The sequence below is a fragment of the Motiliproteus sp. MSK22-1 genome, from assembly GCF_001968815.1.
Lineage (GTDB): Bacteria > Pseudomonadota > Gammaproteobacteria > Pseudomonadales > Balneatricaceae > Motiliproteus.
This window is the reverse complement of sequence record NZ_MIEQ01000061.1, coordinates 1-19,793: the sequence shown is the minus strand read 5'-3', so window position 1 is coordinate 19,793 and position 19,793 is coordinate 1. Positions and strand designations below refer to the sequence as shown.

At 45.4% G+C, this 19,793-nt stretch carries 22 protein-coding genes and 1 tRNA gene; 15 read left to right on the top strand and 8 right to left on the bottom strand.

What is annotated here, in order from left to right:
• Nucleotides 1–273 precede the first annotated feature (273 nt).
• The 7 genes from mpl to BGP75_RS17645 all read left to right on the top strand — a co-directional run bounded on the left by mpl (nt 274) and on the right by BGP75_RS17645 (nt 5,866).
• Entirely contained in the window at nt 274–1,713 is a 1,440-nt protein-coding gene (mpl, locus tag BGP75_RS17675; RefSeq protein ID WP_076720197.1) for a UDP-N-acetylmuramate:L-alanyl-gamma-D-glutamyl-meso-diaminopimelate ligase, read from the top strand.
• A gap of 42 nt (nt 1,714–1,755) precedes the next feature.
• Nucleotides 1,756–2,382: a flavin prenyltransferase UbiX gene (locus BGP75_RS17670; RefSeq protein ID WP_076720196.1), complete on the top strand. Its 627-nt coding sequence runs from the start codon at nt 1,756–1,758 to the stop codon at nt 2,380–2,382.
• A gap of 1 nt (nt 2,383) precedes the next feature.
• A complete protein-coding gene (locus tag BGP75_RS17665) occupies nt 2,384–2,632 on the top strand; it encodes a YkgJ family cysteine cluster protein (protein ID WP_076720195.1) in 249 nt (82 codons plus the stop codon).
• Between the two features lie 232 nt (nt 2,633–2,864).
• Complete coding sequence (gene tsaB, locus BGP75_RS17660) at nt 2,865–3,569, top strand: tRNA (adenosine(37)-N6)-threonylcarbamoyltransferase complex dimerization subunit type 1 TsaB (protein WP_076720194.1); 705 nt, start codon at nt 2,865–2,867, stop codon at nt 3,567–3,569.
• 105 nt (nt 3,570–3,674) lie between these two features.
• The gene (locus BGP75_RS17655) at nt 3,675–4,478 is read left to right on the top strand and encodes an undecaprenyl-diphosphate phosphatase (RefSeq protein ID WP_076720193.1); all 804 of its coding nucleotides are present in this window, start codon (nt 3,675–3,677) and stop codon (nt 4,476–4,478) included.
• Nucleotides 4,479–4,667: 189 nt separating this feature from the next.
• The gene (locus tag BGP75_RS17650) at nt 4,668–4,979 is read left to right on the top strand and encodes a hypothetical protein (protein WP_076720192.1); all 312 of its coding nucleotides are present in this window, start codon (nt 4,668–4,670) and stop codon (nt 4,977–4,979) included.
• A gap of 80 nt (nt 4,980–5,059) precedes the next feature.
• Nucleotides 5,060–5,866, top strand: coding sequence for a class I SAM-dependent methyltransferase (locus BGP75_RS17645; protein WP_076720191.1), 807 nt, complete (start codon nt 5,060–5,062; stop codon nt 5,864–5,866).
• Nucleotides 5,867–5,938: 72 nt separating this feature from the next.
• Here the strand turns inward: BGP75_RS17645 and BGP75_RS17640 are convergent, their stop codons facing one another.
• Nucleotides 5,939–6,151 carry a SlyX family protein gene (locus tag BGP75_RS17640; protein WP_076720190.1) on the bottom strand — a complete coding sequence of 71 codons (213 nt, stop codon included), beginning with the start codon at nt 6,149–6,151 and terminating at the stop codon, nt 5,939–5,941.
• A 339-nt stretch (nt 6,152–6,490) separates the two neighbouring features.
• On the opposite strand from BGP75_RS17640, the gene BGP75_RS27670 reads away from it, so the two are divergent.
• The gene (locus tag BGP75_RS27670; RefSeq protein ID WP_076720189.1) at nt 6,491–6,934 is read left to right on the top strand and encodes a cold-shock protein; all 444 of its coding nucleotides are present in this window, start codon (nt 6,491–6,493) and stop codon (nt 6,932–6,934) included.
• A gap of 103 nt (nt 6,935–7,037) precedes the next feature.
• Here the strand turns inward: BGP75_RS27670 and BGP75_RS17630 are convergent, their stop codons facing one another.
• Nucleotides 7,038–7,625: a DsbA family protein gene (locus BGP75_RS17630; RefSeq protein ID WP_233152970.1), complete on the bottom strand. Its 588-nt coding sequence runs from the start codon at nt 7,623–7,625 to the stop codon at nt 7,038–7,040.
• Nucleotides 7,626–7,755: 130 nt separating this feature from the next.
• Here BGP75_RS17630 and BGP75_RS17625 point away from each other — a divergent pair.
• Nucleotides 7,756–7,832, top strand: a tRNA-Met gene (locus BGP75_RS17625).
• A 426-nt stretch (nt 7,833–8,258) separates the two neighbouring features.
• Here BGP75_RS17625 and BGP75_RS17620 read toward each other — a convergent pair.
• The 3 genes from BGP75_RS17620 to BGP75_RS17610 all read right to left on the bottom strand — a co-directional run bounded on the left by BGP75_RS17620 (nt 8,259) and on the right by BGP75_RS17610 (nt 11,475).
• A complete protein-coding gene (locus BGP75_RS17620) occupies nt 8,259–9,275 on the bottom strand; it encodes a permease (RefSeq protein WP_076720187.1) in 1,017 nt (338 codons plus the stop codon).
• Nucleotides 9,276–9,415: 140 nt separating this feature from the next.
• On the bottom strand, nt 9,416–10,855 hold the full coding sequence (locus BGP75_RS17615; protein WP_076720186.1) for a glutathione synthase: 1,440 nt from the start codon (nt 10,853–10,855) through the stop codon (nt 9,416–9,418).
• Nucleotides 10,856–11,127: 272 nt separating this feature from the next.
• A complete protein-coding gene (locus BGP75_RS17610) occupies nt 11,128–11,475 on the bottom strand; it encodes an ArsR/SmtB family transcription factor (RefSeq protein WP_369832133.1) in 348 nt (115 codons plus the stop codon).
• Nucleotides 11,476–11,565: 90 nt separating this feature from the next.
• Between BGP75_RS17610 and BGP75_RS27085 the strand changes: the two genes are divergently transcribed.
• Nucleotides 11,566–11,721 carry a hypothetical protein gene (locus BGP75_RS27085; RefSeq protein WP_158070133.1) on the top strand — a complete coding sequence of 52 codons (156 nt, stop codon included), beginning with the start codon at nt 11,566–11,568 and terminating at the stop codon, nt 11,719–11,721.
• Between the two features lie 86 nt (nt 11,722–11,807).
• On the opposite strand, the gene BGP75_RS17605 is transcribed toward BGP75_RS27085, so the two are convergent.
• From BGP75_RS17605 to BGP75_RS27780, 3 genes are all read right to left on the bottom strand, one after another.
• Complete coding sequence (locus BGP75_RS17605; RefSeq protein WP_233152969.1) at nt 11,808–13,094, bottom strand: TolC family outer membrane protein; 1,287 nt, start codon at nt 13,092–13,094, stop codon at nt 11,808–11,810.
• Nucleotides 13,095–13,183: 89 nt separating this feature from the next.
• Nucleotides 13,184–14,254: a site-specific integrase gene (locus tag BGP75_RS17600; RefSeq protein WP_083704899.1), complete on the bottom strand. Its 1,071-nt coding sequence runs from the start codon at nt 14,252–14,254 to the stop codon at nt 13,184–13,186.
• Complete coding sequence (locus BGP75_RS27780) at nt 14,143–14,454, bottom strand: helix-turn-helix domain-containing protein (protein WP_369832138.1); 312 nt, start codon at nt 14,452–14,454, stop codon at nt 14,143–14,145. The genes BGP75_RS17600 and BGP75_RS27780 overlap by 112 nt, the downstream gene beginning before the upstream one ends.
• A 44-nt stretch (nt 14,455–14,498) precedes the next feature.
• Between BGP75_RS27780 and BGP75_RS17590 the strand changes: the two genes are divergently transcribed.
• The 5 genes from BGP75_RS17590 to BGP75_RS17570 all read left to right on the top strand — a co-directional run bounded on the left by BGP75_RS17590 (nt 14,499) and on the right by BGP75_RS17570 (nt 19,625).
• Nucleotides 14,499–15,587, top strand: a complete 1,089-nt coding sequence (locus tag BGP75_RS17590) for a phage portal protein (protein ID WP_076720182.1) — start codon at nt 14,499–14,501, stop codon at nt 15,585–15,587.
• Between the two features lie 386 nt (nt 15,588–15,973).
• Nucleotides 15,974–16,501, top strand: coding sequence for a hypothetical protein (locus BGP75_RS17585; protein WP_076720181.1), 528 nt, complete (start codon nt 15,974–15,976; stop codon nt 16,499–16,501).
• A gap of 180 nt (nt 16,502–16,681) precedes the next feature.
• Entirely contained in the window at nt 16,682–17,359 is a 678-nt protein-coding gene (locus BGP75_RS17580) for a hypothetical protein (RefSeq protein ID WP_076720180.1), read from the top strand.
• 137 nt (nt 17,360–17,496) lie between these two features.
• On the top strand, nt 17,497–18,549 hold the full coding sequence (locus BGP75_RS17575; RefSeq protein ID WP_076720179.1) for an endonuclease domain-containing protein: 1,053 nt from the start codon (nt 17,497–17,499) through the stop codon (nt 18,547–18,549).
• 71 nt (nt 18,550–18,620) lie between these two features.
• Nucleotides 18,621–19,625, top strand: a complete 1,005-nt coding sequence (locus tag BGP75_RS17570; RefSeq protein WP_076720178.1) for a DUF4238 domain-containing protein — start codon at nt 18,621–18,623, stop codon at nt 19,623–19,625.
• Nucleotides 19,626–19,793: the final 168 nt, after the last annotated feature.

Here is a 19,793-nt window from a genome sequence, read left to right as displayed (position 1 = left end):
TTGAGCTGTACTGTTAACATTTTTATAGCGCCGAGAATGATACGTGATGCAATTCCCGAATGCATTAAATCCTCGCCAAAATACGAATGTTTCCAGCGGATGTTGGAGAAAATATGCCTAACATTCCTAATAGACTAGCCGAATCTCCCTGCTATTGCCCATTGAGGTGTTTGTTCAGCGTCTGTAATTATTTTGTCAAGGGGAATAGGGGTGCTTCATCTGTCCCGGGTGAAGCTGCTATGATGGCGCCTTTTATTATCACTCGAGATCACCATGCATCTTCATATTCTCGGCATCTGCGGTACCTTCATGGGGAGTCTTGCGTTACTCGCCAAGGCCCGTGGATTCAAAGTTACTGGCTCCGATGCTAACGTTTATCCACCGATGAGTACCTTGCTGGAATCACAGGGAATTGATATTGCTCAGGGTTTTGAGGTTCAGCACTTACAGCCTGAACCGGATCTGGTGATTATCGGCAACGCTATGTCGCGGGGAAATCCCTGTGTGGAATACGTACTGAATAAAGGATTGGATTATTGTTCTGGTCCTGAGTGGTTGGCTCGACATGTGCTAAAAGACAAATGGGTTCTGGCTGTTGCCGGTACTCATGGTAAGACCTCTACCAGTAGCATGTTGGCCTGGATTCTGGAGGATGCCGGTATGTCTCCAGGGTTCCTGATCGGTGGCGTGCCTAACAACTTTGGTTTGTCGGCGCGTCTGGGAGATACGCCGTTCTTTGTGGTGGAAGCGGACGAATACGATACTGCATTCTTCGACAAAAGATCCAAATTTGTTCATTACCACCCCAGAACCGCCATTCTAAATAACCTTGAATTTGATCATGCAGATATTTTTGATGATCTTGCTGCTATCGAGCGTCAGTTCCATCATTTGGTGAGGACGATTCCAGAAAGCGGCCAAATTATCATGCCAGCGAGTGATCAAAATTTAACCAGGGTTCTCAGGCAAGGGGCCTGGACTCCTGTTGTCAGCTTTGATGTGGAAAGCAAAAAACATGTTGACGCCGATAGCGATGTCCGCAGTGATCTATCCAAAGATAACAGCGACCATGAGAATCAAGCTCACTGGCAAGCTAAGCTCCTGAGCGATGATGGCAGTTGCTTTGAGTTATGGAGACAGGGTGAGAGAGTTGCTACTGTTGACTGGTCACAGACTGGCATCCACTCTGTGATGAACGGGTTGGCTGCAATTATCGCTGCTCAGCATGTGGGTGTATTACCCGTTTCTGCTGCAGAGGCGCTGGGACGGTTTCAGGGAGTAAAGCGTCGAATGGAGGTTGTCGGGGAGGCCGCAGGGCTGACGCTCTACGATGATTTTGCTCACCATCCTACCGCTATTGAGTCCACACTTAAGGGGTTGCGGGCTCGGGTTGGAGATGCTCCCATCCTGGCAGTCATAGAACCTCGTTCCAATACCATGCGTTTAGGGGCTCATAGTGACAAACTGGCGCCGGCCACTGCTGCTGCCACTGAGGTTATCTGGTACCAACCAGAAGGGTTGGACTGGAACATGGAGGCGGTCTCTGCTCAAACTACGGTAGCGTCCCAGGTCCATAGCAGTATCGATTCCATTATCGAATCGGTAAAAGCCTATAGTGGCAGCGGAGGTCATGTTCTTATCATGAGCAATGGCGGATTTGGCGGTATTCACGCTAAACTGCTGAAAGCACTCCAGGAGCTGGAACAGAATTGAGGCTTAAAAGAGCCGGAGCCCCGCTAATGATGGTGTCAACTGATGACTGATCCAAGGTTTTCTAATCGTGTGACGGTAGCCCTGACGGGGGCTTCTGGTGCCCAATACGGTTTGAGATTAATTCAATGTCTAGTGGCAGCTGATTGTCAGGTTTTTGTATTGATCTCCAAGGCTGCGCAAGTGGTAGTGGCGACCGAAACAGAATGCCGTATACCGGGCGGGGCTGATAAAGCACAGAGCTATCTTACTGAACTGTTTAATGCCGAAGATGATCAAATACAGGTCTTTTCCCGGGAACAATGGTTCTCGCCGGTAGCTTCAGGGTCCAGTTCGCCTTCCGCAACGGTGGTATGTCCCTGCAGTACAGGCAGTCTTTCAGCCTTTGCTTGTGGAGCCAGTGATAATCTGATCGAGCGGGCGGTTGATGTTGCCTTAAAAGAGCGCAGAAAGTTGATACTGGTACCCAGAGAAGCGCCTTATTCAGAAATACATCTGGAAAACATGCTCAAACTCACGCGTATGGGAGCGATTGTTATTCCAGCCAGTCCCGGTTTTTATCATAAACCTCAGTCCATAGAGGATATGATTGATTTTATTGTCGGCCGTATTCTGGATCAGTTAGCTATAGAGCAGACCATCATGCCCCGTTGGGGCGAGGATGAGGTGTAGCATGCAATGTCGTGCCGGCTGCGGTGCCTGCTGTATAGCCCCGTCCATTAGCTCCCCCATTCCGGGGATGCCGTTTGGCAAGCCTGCTAATATTCGGTGTGTTCAGTTGGGTGATAATGACCGTTGCATGATTTTTGGTCAGCCGGAACGGCCTGCTGTTTGTGGGCAGTTTAAAGCAGAAGTTGAGTTTTGTGGTGAAAACTCTGATCAGGCTCTGATAATACTGGCCGAGCTGGAATGCCAAACCTGAAGTATTAACTTCCTTCTTTATTGATATATTGCTATTTAACCAGCACTCGTACATCGTTATTCCGTTCTTCGTCTCAGGGGGGATGTCATCTCCTTTGTTATTCTTTTTCCCTGCACTTATTCCTATGGTCGAAGAGGTTCGCTCTGTACAATAAATACAATCCCGCTAGAATAGCCGTCTATTTTTGAAAGGCCGTGTTCCGACAGGCCATGTTCTGGAAGACAAAGGTCCGATGACTAAAATACTCACTCTGGATACATCCTCAGAAGCTTGCTCTGCTGCTCTTTATATAGACGGACAGGTTCAAGAATGCTTTGAAGTTGTACCCAGACAGCACACGCAAAAATTACTGCCGATGGTGAATTCCCTATTGGCTGAGGCTGGCCTGGAACTTTCGCAGCTGGATGGCATCGGTTTTGGTGCTGGCCCTGGTTCTTTTACCGGGCTGAGAATTACCACCGGAGTCGCTCAAGGATTGGCCTTTGGGGCCGATCTACCCTTACTGCCCATTTCTACCCTGGCTGCCTTGGCGCAAGAGGTGCGTGAAGAACAGAATGCCAGCCATATTTTTGCGGCCTTGGATGCCCGGATGGGCGAGCTTTACTGGGGCGTATACCTGGCGAAAGAGAATAGAGTTGTTGCGCTGGCACCAGAGCAGGTTTGTCCACCGGATAAAGTTATGGTGCCGGATCAGGAATTACTTCACTCTGCTCCCTGGATCGGGGTTGGACCAGGCTGGAATTATCGTGATCAGATGCCTCTGTCGCTTAAACAGGTTGTGACCCAGTTTGATGTTGATCGACAGCCTCGTGCCGCTGCAATGGCCACGTTGGCTGCAATGGATTTTGAGGCAGGTAAGGGGCTTGCTGTAGAAGCAGCGATGCCGGTTTATCTAAGGGACAACGTAGCCTGGAAAAAATCAAATCATCGTGACTAGCCCTTACTAAGATAATGTTTTCATACTTATGACATCAGGACTGGTAGACACTAAGTCAATCAGCAAATATTTAATAAACTAATCGACGATACAGGACCTAGGGATATGGGATTGGATTACATTGTTATGCTTGCGGTGATACAGGGCGTAACCGAATTTTTACCGATATCCAGTTCAGCTCATCTGATATTGCCTGCTCAGCTACTGGGGCTTGCTGATCAGGGATTAGCCTTCGATGTTGCCACCCATGTAGGAACCTTGATGGCAATTCTGTTTTATTTTCGTCGAGATTTTTCCTTGCTGACTTATGCTTGGTTACGCAGTTTCCGAGGCGGTCGCAGCAGTCAGCACTCTCGACTTGGCTGGGCATTGGTGATTGGCACCATACCAGCCGTTTTGGCAGGGTTGGCATTCAACAACCTTATTGAGCAACACCTCCGTTCAACTCTGGTGATTGCCGCAACAACGATATTGTTTGGTCTGCTACTCTGGTTTGCAGATGCCAAACGAACCGAGAGCCGTAAGAACCGTGATTTGAACCTTAAAGATGTGTTGATTATCGGCTGCGCTCAGGCGTTAGCGTTGATACCCGGCACATCAAGATCCGGTATAACCATTACCGCGGGGTTAATGCTGGGGTTGACCCGCCAGTCAGCGGCTCGATTCTCTTTCTACCTATCCGCTCCTCTTATTATGGCTGCTGGTGCCTATAAAGGACTGGAGCTTTATCAGAATGGGGATCAAGCGGCCTGGTCTGCGGTATTGGTTGGCACTGCTGTGGCTGCTATCAGTGCCTATGCCTGTATCCACTGGTTTCTGAAAATTCTTGATCGTGTTGGGATGCTGCCATTTGTTATTTATCGAATGATTCTCGGCGCTACCCTGTTGGGGTTGTATTGGTATTTGTAGATTTTAACTATGGCTATTCGTAGCACATTTAGATTTGACAGTCTGCGATGGCAATGGAGGCTTTCCGATTCCATTCTGTGCAGCAGGCTGGTTACTGCTAAAGAGATGGGAAGCCGCGGTCGTTGGAATTTTCAGGGTTGTCGGCTAGAATTACCGGAACCTTTCGTTTTTAGAATCAGGACTCGTTGAATGCAAATTGGCTCATCATTCAATTTTACCAACACAACGGTTCGTCCTGGCGTCCAGATACCTGCTAATCGTCACTTAACACACCAGCAAGCTGAATCTCACACAAGCAATCCGCAACCCGAGACAGTAGTTGATGTTACTGAGCTTATCCAGGTTGCTGAACAGGGCAGCAAGGAAAGAGCCCGCTTCTACACCATGGATCGGGATATACCTTTGAAAGGTCAGGAAGCGCTAAGTACTTACCTGACAAACTCCCAGTTCACTCTTCAATCCGAATCAACCCAGCTGGTTGGGGTCGATATCTATATCTGATTCCAGTTCAGGGCTTTCTGAAGAACTCTTCCCTTTTAATGGCAGATCTCTAATGTTTCTACAAACAGCAATATATTCTTATGTCTGAAAAGCCAGTGACTTCCTTGGCCGTTGTTCCTTCGTCTGCTGATTTTCTGGAACAGGCCCGTAAAATCAGTGATGCATTAAATATTCAATTGTTGGAGCCTGGTAGTAAACCAGAGCAACTTCAGTCGTTTTTAATGGTTTTGTCCTGTTCAGCTCAGGGATTGCAGTTGCAGCAGACCGGCCCAAAGGCTCCTGGCCCCGTATTTGTTGATTTTGTGAGTGGTGCTGTGGCTCATCGGCGCAAGTTTGGCGGTGGCATTGGGCAGCAGATTGCTAAAGCGGTTGGAATCAAGTCGGGAGTGAGGCCTTATATTGCAGATGTTACTGCCGGGCTGGGTAAAGATGCTTTTGTTCTGGCGACGTTAGGCTGTGAAATCACGTTGGTTGAACGTTCTCCTGTCGTCGCAATGTTGTTACAGGACGGGCTGGAAAGAGGAGGCAGGGATTTGGAAACAGCAGAGATAATAGCTCGTATGAGTTTGTTTAGGGGGGATGGCATCGATTGGCTCGAAAAATCTTTAGACTCTGATGAAAGTCAACCGGATGTCATCTACCTGGATCCGATGTTTCCTCACAGTAAAAAAAGTGCTCAAGTCAAAAAAGAAATGAATCTTTTTCGGAAACTTATCGGTGACGACACGGATACTGCAAAACTTCTCGAAAAGGCACTGAAAGTGGCCAATAATCGTGTAGTGGTCAAGCGTCCTCGTAAAGCACCGATCATCGAGGGACCTGCGCCCAGCTTTGCGTTAGAGGGCAAGTCTGGACGCTTTGATATTTATGCGATCAAAAGTTTCTAATACTTTTCCGGGCTTTTCTATCAATATTTGTGCGTTTGCACACTCTCTTTACAACAGGTTGCAGTACCCCTGTCAGTAATGTGGCGGAGGTGGTTCATCAGCTGAATCCGCCGACATATCCTGAGGTAAGGTCTTCATCTGCTTGTTGATAATTTTAACCATCTGGGTTAGATCATCAATCTGTCTTTGCTGCTTTGCAATAGTATTGCTTAGGTCCTCAATCGTATCGTCCTGAAAAGCCTGTCGGGTTTCCAATTCAATGATTCTTTCCTCGGGGGTTGTCACTATATCAAACTCCTGACCTAAAAATGTTTGCAGGCTAAAGGGGGCTCCAAAGTTGTTTATCGGATGTCTGACAGCCGTATTTGGAAGCTCCTTTATATTAACCTATTGAATCTTTTACTGGTAATGGGTATATAAGGGGTATGCCTGAACCGAAGTTCGGGGCTCCCTTGTTGCGTCTGTACAATATCGGTGCACCTGGCCACTATCCATCTGATGCAAAGGAGCTTCGAGAAATACCAGGCTATTAATTCCTTGAATTAATGTATGTGTTTCCCAGAGTCTTTAGGTGGCTGTGGGTGTATTTAGTTTCAATATAATTAACACCAAGAGAAGTTCATAATGAAAACAAAGACAATATTGCTAAGCGTTATATACAGCGCCATATCTGCTATTGCAGCAGCATATATTTTGGTCGCTGCTGCTGATCTGCCAGCTGAGAACAAGGTAGTGGCAATCGGTATCCTGTTTGTACTTTGCCTTATCAGTTGCCTGTTAGCCGCTAATGGAGCCGGTGGAGAAGCATCTATCGAAGGAGATGAGTCCATGTACAGCTCCGAAGATGAAGATGGCGATGATGACAGGGAAGGCGGCACCGTCAAATGGTTCAATGTAACAAAAGGATTTGGTTTTATTACCAGGGATCAGGGTGATGACGTATTTGTACATTTTCGTTCAATCCGTGGTACAGGGCATCGTTCATTGTCGGAAGGTCAACGAGTGAAATTTGAAGTAGTGGAAAGTGATAAAGGATTGCAGGCTGAGGACGTTTCCGTACTTCGCTGATAATTCCTTTTTGTAGGTGCGGCAACAATACTCGTAGCACAGTTGCCGCACTCATCCTGATAGCGCTAAGATCCCTTCCTTTTTAAACCCGATACGCCCTGCATTAAAACACAGCGGCTCTGCCCAGGTTTACCTTTAGCGTCTCCAGATCACAGTAGCCGTGACTTATCAGACGGTAATGTCCTTCACTGAATAGCACCAAGCTGGGAAAGCCCTGAATCCCTAACTGCTGAATAAACTTAAGCTGTTCAGTAAACAGCCGATTAGTCGTGTCGCTGTTCAGATCTTCAGAAAACGTTTTAGCTTCAAGGCCCAGATCTGTAGCGAGATCGACCAGAGTTGATTGATCGGAAGGATTTTTCGCCTCCAGATAATAGGCTTGCTGAATTGCCTGAATCATTTGATCAGCCAGCGTATCCGATTGGTTACCTGCGGTGATTACCGCTCTACAGGCCGGGTAGGTCGAACGGCGTGGTGTATTTTTCACCCAAAATTGATAGTTAAACAGAGTTTTTGTTTTGTTTTCAATATGATGCCAGGTTTGTTCGATTTGTTGGCGCATATTCGCTGGCATGGGAGCGTCACTATCCGGTGCCAGTCCTCCGAGTAATGTGTAAACTTCCAGCTCCTCCGGCAAATCCTGTTTAAGTTGCTTGAAGACAGGCGCAAATGCCCAGCACCAACTACACATAGGGTCCATAATATAAAGTAAGTGGCGAGACGCGGGTTGGTGCTGAGGGTTATAAATCATATGGCGTTATTATTGTTGGTTATAGTGGTTGACAAAGACTAACAATATCAATAATATGCGCACCTGTCGATGCGGGGTGGAGCAGCTTGGTAGCTCGTCGGGCTCATAACCCGAAGGTCGTTGGTTCAAATCCAGCCCCCGCTACCAGATTCAGAAAAAGCTGAAGTTCAGAAATGGATTTCAGTTTTTTTTTGAGTGAAGAAAAGCTCGTCGGGCTCAGCTCTTTTATACGGGCGCGAAGGTTGTTGGTTCAAATCCAGCCCCCGCTACCAGATTCAGAAAAAGCTGAACCCGCTACCAGATTCAGAAAAAGCTGAAGTTCAGAAATGGATTTCAGTTTTTTTTTTGAGTGAAGAAAAGCTCGTCGGGCTTAGCTCTTTATACGGGTGCGAAGGTCGACTATTTATAAGTCCTTGTTCCCCTCGCTTTTCTTAAGGAGCTGGCTCAACAACGAGAGTCTTAAGGTCTCTTGATAAAAGCTGGCTGGTAGCGGCTATATCAATTGGACCCTCACCGATAGCAATCACATCCTGTATCAGTTTCATATGTCATCACTCCTTTGAATGCAGGGCTTTAAAAAAGAAAGCTGTATAGGTAGCCAGCAATTATGGCCATACCTAAAACCACCGTTAAAAATGCAGCAATCATTTGAATTTTGAATATTGATTTCAGCAGAATGACCTCCGTCAGACTGGCACCGGCGCTACCAATAATCAGTGCCATAACAGAACCTAGCGCCATACCTTTTTGCACCAATCCGGCACTCAACGGGATTACCGCTGAGGCCCGAATGTAGAGTGGTATACCAATCACAGCAGCAATCGGGATCGCATACCATTTGTTTTCACCGGCATAGGCTACGATCAGGTCGGTTGGGATAAATCCATAGATAATCGACCCTAAGGTGATACCAAGCAGTAGGTAAGGCAAAGTGTTTTTAAAGTCCTTCCATGTGGAGTGCCAGATACTGACCCAGCGGTTTGGCTTTACCGTCCCTGCCTGAGCAGAAACGCCACAGCTGCTTGTGCCTGCAGAGTCAGTGCCACAGCCAAAAGCCTGCGAAGCGTCGATATTCCTGTCGCCTTCGAGTGCAGCTATGGGTGTGGCTAGTGCCGTTGTACTGGAGGCAGCGTCATGGTATGACTCGTCACGCAGATAGCGATCAAAACCAAGCTTCTCCAGTAAAAAACCTGCTGCAATAGACACAGTCATGGCGAGAGTGAAGTAGAAAATGGCTACATCCAGGCCGAACGTCACTATCAGGAGACCAATAACAATAGGGTTAAGCAGGGGGCTGGAAAGCAGAAATACCATTATTGGCCCAAAGCCCGCTCTTGCTCTAAGCAGCCCTTTTAAAAAAGGGATGGTAGAGCACGAACAAAATGGGGTGATAGCACCAAGGAATGCAGCGATAACATACCCCTTGCCATTACGCGAACTCAGGGTAGCCTGCACTTTCTCGGGAGTAATGTACTCCTGTAAAACACCCACAACATAGCTGATAGCCAAAAATAACACTGTCAGTTCAACTGCCAGGAAGGCAAACATATTGAGCGATTCCTCAAGCATAGCTAGAAATTCTGGGGACATAATGAAATTTCCTTGATCAATTAAAACCATATTTCTAATAATATAGAAACATAAAGGCGAATCAATATATTTCTGCAAACATGGAAATAACAGGTAGAGGTCGGCTATGTGACTTTAAGTTGTGCTGGCAGGGTTGATATTCATTCAGAAGTGACGCCAGGGTTAAATGCCAGTGAATCTAATACTCCCATACCGCTGTGAATGCCGCCTTCCGTTGTTTGGGCGGATTTACTTCGGATCAGATAACCGGCATAACCGGCTTCTGGCATCGTTGATTGACCATTGATGTGCACAGTAAACATACCGATTTCGCTGATCAGATCGTCCACAACCATTAGTTCTGATTTTCTAACAATCAAGGCTGGCTTGCTTCGCGGTAAAGGGCGTAAGCGCTGCATAAGTGCCCATGCCGAGTACTCCTCTGGTGGCAGCTGTTGGAGCTTCGGTAGAATATCGTTATCGAAAATGCAGTGACCTCCACCTTCGCCCTGATTTTTCAACACCCAGTGAGAAGGATTCTGTTTGCTGAATGCGGCAACGGTATTTGCCGAGACTGGGAGCATTTTACCGAGCAACGATTTAACCGCAGTGGCTTCATAGAGGGTCAGGCCAAACTGTGTTAAAGCTTCAGCCGTCATGGATGAGAGCATCATTTGTACTCTTTTACTGGTTGCCAGCTGCTGGCTTACTGTTGCATTGACAGCAACTCGATGGTTTTCAATCAATACCCGGGTCTGCATCAGTGTTTCACAGCAGTTCTGGCTGTGTAAGTCATCGGCTGCATAGTCACAGTATTCATATCCAGCTCGCAAATACACACAGTCAATAGGCCCAACTCCTTCCAGGACTAATCGGTTATTTGGGTTGGTTACCAAGCTTCCATTCAATTCGCGAAAACTCCTCCTTACGGTGTGCACTCCCTTGTTGTGCAACGCATATTCCAGTAGGTGCTGGTCGTATACATTGTCTTCATCTTCCTGAACCACCATTAGAAAAACAGGAGTATCGTTATCTTGAAATTCATTTCTGATGGTCGTTGCTGCCTCAGTAATGGCTTGTGACAAGCGCTCGATGGCTGGATTGTCGATAAGTACAGTATTTGGCTTGTTTGACCAGAGTGCATAAGATTTTGGGTTATGTGAGTGTATGAATCGATGCAACTCTTGAATGCGTTGACCGAATGGCCCCATGCCTGCTGCTATTCCATTGAATTCAACCAGCTTGGGACCCGTTTCTGCATCATCCATAAAGTCGCTTCTCATGATCAGGAGAGGAAGGCGTTGTGCGTTTTTGGTTTGTTGATGCATGGTGAGTAGGGCGCCAAAAAATGCGTCGCCTGTCGCAACAGGAGTGATGGCCTCTTGCAAAAACTGATGATCTTTGGACACTGCATGAACCAGTTTCCCAAGAAGAGGGACCGCTGCTTTTAGGGTGCTGAATCGATCCCTGTCTATGGTGCCGGGAGCAAAGTTAAAGGGAACGTGAGATGCTGTTTCTGGCCCTGTTTTGAACGCCAGGCCATGTGCCAAGCTCCATTCGACCGCTTCACTGGCGGCTTGTGTCGTGGTTGAATCGATCATCGGTATGGCTCTCTTCCAGTTACTTAAGGGAGGTGTTAATCAGCAGCTTTTCTGAGTTCTGGTTGATATTTAAATCTAAATATCTAGAATAATGGAAATATTGTGATTTAATAGGAACTGATTATCAAGATACTTGTACGACAAACTATATACATTCTGGAATAGGGTACTGGCGGGTAGCAAGCTTATAACTAATATTCTGGAATGTTCGAATTAGTTGGTTTATTCCAAGCTGCTGCCCTTAAACGAAGTCCCCCGCCGGCGGTCGAGAGCTATGACTGGTCTGGGATATCACACTCGATATCGGGACATCTTATCGGATTATCAAAATCATCATGGCAGCATTCGTCTTGCAGAAAGCGTATTACATCCGCTAAACACTGGTATTCTGCTACACAGTAGAGAGTGCGGCTTTCACGCCGTTGGAAGATCAATCCCGCTGAAGCAAGGCTTGAAATATGGTGAGACAGAGTAGAGCCGGGGATTTCCAGTTGTTCCTGAATGCTACCAACGGGAATCCCCGGTAAACCGGCTTTGACAACCTTTTTATAGATTAATAACCGGGTCGGGTGTCCTAGTTCTTTCAATGCTTTGGCAGCTTCGTCAATTTCCATTTTCATATCGTCTTGATTTCTGGATATATCGAAATATAAACAATGCAACACCAAAAATACAGCTCAGTTTTATGGGGCTAAGCCACTGTTACCCGGATGCACAGGCTATGGCCTGCTTCTCTAGCCGATCAGAAACGTCAGCCGCTCTATGGTCGTATCGGTGGAGTCATGTCGTCCCATATCGAAGGACGCGGAGTATCATTTCATTTGGCGCGCTACAACATGCGCGAAGGGGATAAGATCACCAGCTGAATCCGCTACTGGGAGTTGTGAAAGGGGAGGGGGCAGATAAAGGGCTGGTCTCTGTTTTAGCCAACCCTTTATTGTAAGACTTGGAGTTACTGTTCCAGCCAGCTATCCAGTTGTTGCACATCCTCAGGATTCAGAGTGCCCAATGATTCCTTGAAGGATATCTGATTTCTGATAAAAGTGTAGCGGGCGGTTTCGTAGTCTCTTATGGCTTCGAAAACGCGTCGTTCTGCTTCGAGTACATCAACGATATTGCGGGTTCCTACGCTGTAACCTGCTTCTGTTGCTTCCAGGGCTGCTTCTGCAGAGTTTATTGACTGTTCTCTGGCGGCAACAGAATCGACATCTGTGCGTAAATCTCGAAACAGCGAACGCGTCTGCTGAATTACACCGCGCTTGGTATCTTCCTGAGTTTGAATTGAAGCATCCCAGCGCTGGTAGGATTGGCGAATCTCTGAGCTGGTGCGCCCGCCCTGGTAAAGTGGCAGATTAAAGTTCAGGCCGACAAAACTACTCTCCGTGTCTCCGGTACTTCCAGTGTCGGTATCTCCGTAAGATGCGACCAGGTCAAGAGTGGGGTAATGTCGTGATTCCGTCGCTTTTCGGTTTTCCGAGGAAACATTTACATCCATACGAGCGAGCTGTAGAGACAAATTGTTATCCAGCGCTTTTTTTACCCAGGGCTGGTAGTCAGCGGGGCTGATCCGCTCAATTTTGTAGTCTTTACGCAGCAGGTCAACGCTATCCCAGGTAGTGCCGGTTAATCGGTCCAGCGCTTCATAGCTATTGTCCAGATTACCTTTGGCGACTATTCGATTAACCCGCGCCAGGTCGTAGCCCGCTTTAGATTCTTCTACATCGGTAACTGCTATCAGACCCACTTCAAACTGAGCTTGAACCTGATCAAGTCGACGCTTAAAGGCGGCTTCTTCTGCTTGGGTGGTTTCATAAACCGTTTGTGCTTGCAGGACATCCAGATAAGCGGAAACAACTCGACGAATTAGTGCTTGTTCTACCTGACTGAATTCCACGCTGGCTTTTTCACTCAGAACCTTACCTGCCTGGTAATTAAACCAGTTTTCAGCCCGGAACACTGGCTGGCTCAACGACACCGTAAAACCGTTGTTATTACCATCGGTGATGGACTCAGGGTTGCTATCGCGATACCCAATGTCTGCCGTCAGTTTAACGTCAGGCAAAAGAGTTGACTTGCGCTGAGCCAGCACTTCAGCATCTGCTTTACTGATGGCACGGGCTGCTTTTAGCTGTGGATCGCTTTGTAAGGCAAGTCGATAGACTTCAGAAAGAGCGCCTGCCTCAGCGGTAGTCGCAGCTACACCGAGTGCCATTGCCAATATCAGGGGGTGCTTGAACACTCGAGCCTCCATGGAATACCTACTAAAATAGACACTGAACTTTACCGGATTTTTAATTGTTAGCAACGATAACATTGAATGCTAACTAATCACACCTCTGAAGCCCTTGTAGTCTGTGGGCTTGCGCTAATCATATGATCGCTATCGATTAGTGATTGTAGCGATTTTGTCAACAGCCTATCTGCTGCGCAGTGCTTTTGACTGGGTGCCAGGTGGGCATACCTTAGCACCATATCGATAGATTTCCAGCCTCCAAGCTCCATTAGCTCCTGTAAAGATGTACCGAGTTGTACGTGCCAGCTTGCCCATGTGTGGCGTAGGTCATGCCATCGAAAATCAGTGATCCCAGCATCGGCCTTTGCTTTGTTCCATGCAGCATGAAAGCCACCACCTAAAAGCCCCATTTCACCAAAAACAAATACTGAGTGATAACCAATCTGTGATCTAATCAGCGCAATCGCATCTTGGTTTAAGGGAGCCGAAAACTCGCGCTTTCCTTTATAGTGTTTTGCTGGAATTGTGACCGTTCGATTAGCAACGTTGATCCATTCCCATCGCAAATCGAAAACGTTCTTTTGCCTTAATCCAGTAAGTAAGCAAAGTCGCATAGGCTTTTTGAAACGCTCCGGCAGGCCTGCCTCCAATGCGTCCGCCTGTTCAGGAGTAATCCATCGGTTTCTCTTGTTATCCAGCGGAAGCTTTCTAATTCTCGATCTCTCCTTAGTCAGCTTCCAATCAATAAACGCAGCGTTCTGTACGCTAATAATTATGCTAAGATACGCGTTGATCGTACCAGCAGATATGGGGCCATTAGATTTGCTTCTCTTTGGTTTGAGCGCCTGGAGAACCATATCTCTATCGATGGTTTCTAATGGATGTTGACCCATGGATTCGCACAAAAAACATAGACGTTCTATATCTCTGTGAATGCTGCGCTTTTCATGGGCCTTTTCATCCACCCATTTTTCAGATGCTTCAGCCAGCGTTAGAATCGGGAGCTTCCCGTGTACTAGTTGATTCCAGACTTCCTGCTTAAGCTTAGCCTCTATTAGCTCTGCTTCATCCCTGCTTTTTGTACCAGATGATCTTTGAAACTTTTCCCCTTTAACGGAGAATTGGATTTGCCAAAATGGCGAACCTTTGCGTTTGTAGACTGACATATGGACTCCTCTTTATTTCTGTCAGCTACACCGCTTTGAACATTTTGATAATAGCGGCTTTTTACGTAACTGGCTAAATCCTGTCGAACAAATACCCATTCATGACCAATCTTTGCACCTGGAATTTCCAAACTCTTGGCCAACTTTCGCAGTGTTTCGGGCTCACAGCGTAAATATTCAGCTGCTCCCTCTAAACCCATGGTGTCTAATTCATGCATATACGCTTAACCGGCGTGGCACCAACATGCATACCGCCGTTAAACTGGTCAGCCCCAAGCGGGTCAGCAATCCCAATGGCATCATGAATACCCGCCGATTGAGTGCCGGTGTGGAATCAGACCGCTACGGCGCTTCTATTGCCTTTCATGTACGGGAAACCGCTTCAACCGGGTTAGGGCTGGGCACGGGTTTAGGCCATAACTGGAAAAGAGTACAAGCCCGAACCGCTCATGGACGGCGCAAGTTTATGCATGTGTTCGAGCCGGTTGAGGATGGCCAGACACGCGGCTGTAATCAGTTTTTAGCGGTACTGGAACAAATGCACATGCTGCCAAAACTGCAACACACCAAGCTGCAGAACGCCATTGTGAACTCCATGTACGCCGCCACCATCGAGAGTGAGTTAGGATCTGAAGCCGCCATGCAAATCATTGGTGCCGGTGAAGAGGGCATGAGTGGTGTCACCAACTGGTTAGCAGAAATGAATGCTTATCATGCCAACGCCGGTATTCGTCTTAATGGCGTCAAAGTCCCGCACCTGGTACCGGGCGAAACACTCAACATGCACACTAGCGGTAATGTGGATAACGGCTTTACTGATCTGGAATCATCCATATTAAGATGGATGGCCGCCGGGCTAAACGTCCCTTACGAACCCTTCGCCAAAGACTACCGTCAAAGCTCTTACTCCAGCTCCCGTGCCTCCATGCTCGAAAGCTGGCGCTACTTTATGGGTCGACGCAAAATCATCGCCGGACGATTCGCCAGCATGTTATTTACCCTGGTACTGGAAGAAGCGCTACAGCGACGAGAACTCACTCTGCCCAGAGGCGCAAATCGAGGCTTCTACGAAGCCAAAAGTGCCTGGTGTAATGCAGATTGGATCGGATCAGGAAGACTCGCCATCGATGGGCTAAAAGAAGTCAAAGAAGCGATCTTAAGAATCGAATCAGGCCTATCCACCTACGAGAAAGAACTGGCACTGATGGGAGAGGACTACCAGGAAGTCTTTGCACAGCAGGTACGGGAAATGGAAGAACGAAAAGAGGCTGGGTTACCGATGGCGAGTTGGGTAAAGGCTGAGGAGTTGGCACCAGGGGAGCAGGCTGGATAGCCAAATTAAGAACAGTGGCAGAGGTGACGGAAATTTCTCCGTCACCTCTGGCTGGTGGAGTCAGATTTTATTGAGTTTATATAGGTTTGTATTGAATTTCGGATTGTTGGGCGAACCGAGGAGAGGGTAACACCTCCCTCTCCTCAGATGCAGGAACACACTTTCTGGAATTAAAGACAAAACCATAATAAAAACAAGGGAATGAGATGAGTAGAGTGAAGAGGTTGGCAGCAGACTCTTCTGCATCCATTCAGTTTTTGTGAATTAGATTTATCTAACGTATTGATTCTTTGCTGATAATGGATGACTATGGAGCGAAATGTGTTGAGTTAAACGGATGTTCGGTAAGTGGAGGCATCCTGTGAATAGCGCTGATAGGTGATTGCATGAACTATAAGATGGTAGTGAATTCAGACCTTTTGGGCCAGAGCATTCCTGAAAGGTTTATTGAATATGCCGAAGCCTATTGCAACGGCGCAATCGCTTTAACAGATCAGATGCTAAGAGATGATCAAAAGAATACATGGGCAAATGCTGCTGTCGTGTTAATGCTATCTTCACATTCTGTCGAACTTCTTATGAAAGGAATGATTTTTTTAAGACAACCGGATAGAAAACTACATAATACTCATGATTTAGATGGCCTTTTCAAAATCTACAATGAAGTTTATTCGGAAAATGAGTATAGCTTTGATATGCCGTTCAAAGCAGAATATCTTGGAATGCCAGAGGCTGAAATTGAAATCTTTAAAAAAGAGAAAAAACCTCCAGTCCCGAGTATTTTGTATAGGTATCCTACGGCAACAGGTAAAGCTGAGTGGAGTGGTGCTTTCGGATTTGAGGTGGTTTTATTTGCTCCCACTATTAATCAGCTCTTATCGGATATAGTAAGGCTGAAGATCTGTATCAGCTAACGAAATTGGTAAGCGGGATTGTTGAAATCTAGATTTCGCTATAAAGTTTCTTTTAAAAAAGGTACTAGGACAAGTAGCGCTGATGGAGTCTCTCAATTGCAGGTTATCGAGTCTTCATTTTACTACTACGTCATAAAAAGTTGCCCGAAACTGTGGACACTATGTTTGAGGTAAGTACGTGTGCTAGTAGAAAAATATGCTAAAAAAATCAGAGAAGCAGACTCAAGGGCCTTTGTTAGACGTGTCATGTGGAGATCGCTTGATGAAAGAATATACAAAGTATTTGATGACTATGCAGAAAAAATAGGTGCATTAAATTCCTTTGGGGGGCTTAAAATAAGGAGAACTCGCAATTATGAACCTATTCGATCATCCGAACTAATATCATCACAGCATATAAACAGTACTCATATTTGGACAGGTGACCGATTTCTTGGAGTGGCGCTGGTTGATCGAGAAAAGAAAAGTATAAAAGATGCCTTAGAAACCAATGCTCAGTTGTGGTATTCGCAAGGTCCTTCAGGCCAAGTTCTTGTGTTTGTGGCACCTTACAGTTCAAATGCAGGAGAAATTCAGGAGAAAGAAATAATAATTGGAAAATATAAAGAGCCAGCATCCATATCTATATCAGATATAAACAGTCATTTTTCGATTTTCTTTAAATATTGTTTTTGCACAAGTCAACACTCTGCTAGCAGTTTATCTAATTACTTGTACAGGAAAAAGTTGATGTTTAGAGATTTTAGATATAAAAGTGATTTTAAGTCAAAAGCAATAAATGTAGTTGAAAGAGTGGCAATTTTAGTAGTTGGCGGTGCCGCGGTTTGGGCCTCACTCTATGCTGGTGGAAAAATATAAAACATAAGCTGATGGTTGACCCCATTCGGAGTTCCCAGCCTACTCCGATATCGGACTGTGGGAGGCTGGCTATATGATTTTTAGCCCCCTTTGGGTTGCCCTCTGGAATAATAATGTTATAAGTCTATGGAGTACTGATGTCAGAGTTGATCAAGGATCGTCCCGAAGTATTGGAAAAATTGCCATTTTATAATGAACTCCCTCAATTACCTGTTGGAATCGATATCGCGAGTACAGTGCATGATTTCCTTAAATTTGATATTGATGATTTGGATGGACTGCAACCGATAGAAGAGAAGTACTTAGCAGAAGCTGGAAGAGTTTTTGGTGTACACCCTTCTGAAGAGCTTATTTCTATATATGAAAGAAATAAGATTGATTTTCAGCTCATTAATGTGATTGTGAATCTTTATGGATTTGAAGAGAAAGATAATACTCTAATAGGTAAACCTTATTCTATATCGCTTAAACCAACGGAAAAGAGAGGAAAGGTTACCAAGCATAAACCGGCATACTTTCGAAATTTCAATATGGAAAATCTTAGAAGCCAAGATCTTTCTTATATTGGTTTTAATCCATTCACACAAAGCTACGTAATGTTTGGCCATTATAGTACTTTTATTTCGCAGGGATGTTTTAAAACACATTCTGATATGGTTGGTTTTGTGCTTAACACCTACGCACTGGCGACAAAATGGGACTTCAATGAGATATGTTTACCAGGAATGCCAGGTTGTAATCAGCACTTAAGGACTAAGTTTAAAAAATATAGAACCAGACGATACTTCAAGAAATTTGATAGTATTCGACCTCGGAAGGTCTGGGGGTGTGATTCACCAATTGAGTTATTTCTTCTGCAAGCAATGGATGTAAAAGGACTATTTCCAGAAATTCAAACCGCGTTATTTGAAGATGGTAGTAGTCACCCGACTCTGCATCAGATGATAACAGCCAACAGCAAAGAGTGCGAAATCCGTCAAATTACAGATGCTGACTTTTACTTTCCAGAGAAAAAACTTGCAGTTTTTTGTGATTCTAATGCGCATCATAGATCTAAGAAAGCAAAAGATAAAGATACGCGAATTGATGGGGAGCTAAAAGACTTAGGTATAGATTCTCTTCGGATCATGGGCACAGATATTGTTAACGATCCGTATCGTTGTGTAGATTCTATTTTAGAAAAGCTATAGGCTGACGGGAAAGATCTGATGGGGGCTGACCCTATTGGTTTAGAAAGTCGAAATAGTGAGTCTATCGAAATATGGATAAGAGTCGTCAAATCAAAAGGAATCATCACTATGTATGGAGCTTCTATTTAAAAAGTTGGGCCGAAAATAACGATATTTATTACATATCGAAGAAAGGAAAAATATCGCGTGACAGCGTAAAAGGATTGGCTAAAGAAACAGACTTTTACAAGATCAATTTACTCAATAAGTCTGATGTAGAGTTCATCAAGGGGTGGTCTTCTTTTTCTCCTGATTTCCTTCAAGATATCCATATGTCTCATTTGAGAGATTTTCAAAATCTAACAAAAATATCAAGTTTAATTTCAAGATCTGGCTTTAGTTCAGAAGAGTTAGAAAACACCAAAAAAGCTATCAGGCATAATAGTTTAGAGAACCTACATACCATATATGAAGACTTGGCTGTAAATGTTGTATCAAACCTTGCGAAAGGTAAGTTGTCAGTTCTAGATGATAATCAAAACATGATTGCCTTTTGTTCATATTTAGGCCATCAAATATCCAGAACTAAGTCATTCAAAGAAAAATGTTTGGGTGGGATGCAGCTTCGAGCTAACGGAAACTTACAAGCCACAAAGTATGCCGAACTAGCCGAGAAAAACTGGTGGTTCATAAGTTTTATGCTGGGACTCAATATTGGAACGAGCCTCTATGCAGAAAAACAGAAGAACAACCATGTTTTTGTCAAGAATAATACTTCTGTTCCTTTTATTACAAGTGACACTCCAATAATTAACATACATTCTTCATTAGATGGCTTAGGTGAGTTGGAAGCTCCAGCTTTTTCAGATTTCTATATCCCCCTTTCGCCGTCTTATGCATATATGATCAATGATTCATCGGACTTTAATCATCTCTCGGAAATAGCTGATGTTGATATGGTCAATGAGCTAAATAGGGTTATGTATCAAAAATCATTTAAAACTATTTTCGCAAGTACTGAAGAGGTGCTGAAAAACGTAAAAGCTAATAACAAACGCCAGCAGTCTGACCTTCGGTCAATGTCACCTTCTGCGTGACCAATGGGGTCTGATAATCCTCTAGCCGCCTCCTAGTTCAGGTGGTATTCGTTGTAGTAAGCACAGCAACGAAGCACCTGAAAAAGGAGACGACCATGACACTTTATTGCGGAATTGACCTACATGCCAACAATAGTGTGATTTCGGTAACGGATGATCACGACTGTG

Coding starts and splice junctions, on each gene's coding strand:
- BGP75_RS17630 (WP_233152970.1), bottom strand. CDS start 7,625: ATGTGTAGTTGGTGCTGGGCATTTGCGCCTGTCTTCAAGCAACTTAAA.
- BGP75_RS27670 (WP_076720189.1), top strand. CDS start 6,491: ATGAAAACAAAGACAATATTGCTAAGCGTTATATACAGCGCCATATCT.
- tsaB (WP_076720194.1), top strand. CDS start 2,865: ATGACTAAAATACTCACTCTGGATACATCCTCAGAAGCTTGCTCTGCT.
- BGP75_RS27780 (WP_369832138.1), bottom strand. CDS start 14,454: ATGGGTTTAGAGGGAGCAGCTGAATATTTACGCTGTGAGCCCGAAACA.
- BGP75_RS17665 (WP_076720195.1), top strand. CDS start 2,384: ATGCAATGTCGTGCCGGCTGCGGTGCCTGCTGTATAGCCCCGTCCATT.
- BGP75_RS17645 (WP_076720191.1), top strand. CDS start 5,060: ATGTCTGAAAAGCCAGTGACTTCCTTGGCCGTTGTTCCTTCGTCTGCT.
- BGP75_RS17585 (WP_076720181.1), top strand. CDS start 15,974: ATGAACTATAAGATGGTAGTGAATTCAGACCTTTTGGGCCAGAGCATT.
- BGP75_RS17570 (WP_076720178.1), top strand. CDS start 18,621: ATGGATAAGAGTCGTCAAATCAAAAGGAATCATCACTATGTATGGAGC.
- BGP75_RS17650 (WP_076720192.1), top strand. CDS start 4,668: ATGCAAATTGGCTCATCATTCAATTTTACCAACACAACGGTTCGTCCT.
- BGP75_RS17615 (WP_076720186.1), bottom strand. CDS start 10,855: ATGATCGATTCAACCACGACACAAGCCGCCAGTGAAGCGGTCGAATGG.
- BGP75_RS17600 (WP_083704899.1), bottom strand. CDS start 14,254: ATGTCAGTCTACAAACGCAAAGGTTCGCCATTTTGGCAAATCCAATTC.
- BGP75_RS17590 (WP_076720182.1), top strand. CDS start 14,499: ATGCATACCGCCGTTAAACTGGTCAGCCCCAAGCGGGTCAGCAATCCC.
- BGP75_RS17610 (WP_369832133.1), bottom strand. CDS start 11,475: ATGAAAATGGAAATTGACGAAGCTGCCAAAGCATTGAAAGAACTAGGA.
- BGP75_RS17620 (WP_076720187.1), bottom strand. CDS start 9,275: ATGTCCCCAGAATTTCTAGCTATGCTTGAGGAATCGCTCAATATGTTT.
- BGP75_RS27085 (WP_158070133.1), top strand. CDS start 11,566: ATGCACAGGCTATGGCCTGCTTCTCTAGCCGATCAGAAACGTCAGCCG.
- BGP75_RS17575 (WP_076720179.1), top strand. CDS start 17,497: ATGTCAGAGTTGATCAAGGATCGTCCCGAAGTATTGGAAAAATTGCCA.
- BGP75_RS17670 (WP_076720196.1), top strand. CDS start 1,756: ATGACTGATCCAAGGTTTTCTAATCGTGTGACGGTAGCCCTGACGGGG.
- BGP75_RS17655 (WP_076720193.1), top strand. CDS start 3,675: ATGGGATTGGATTACATTGTTATGCTTGCGGTGATACAGGGCGTAACC.
- mpl (WP_076720197.1), top strand. CDS start 274: ATGCATCTTCATATTCTCGGCATCTGCGGTACCTTCATGGGGAGTCTT.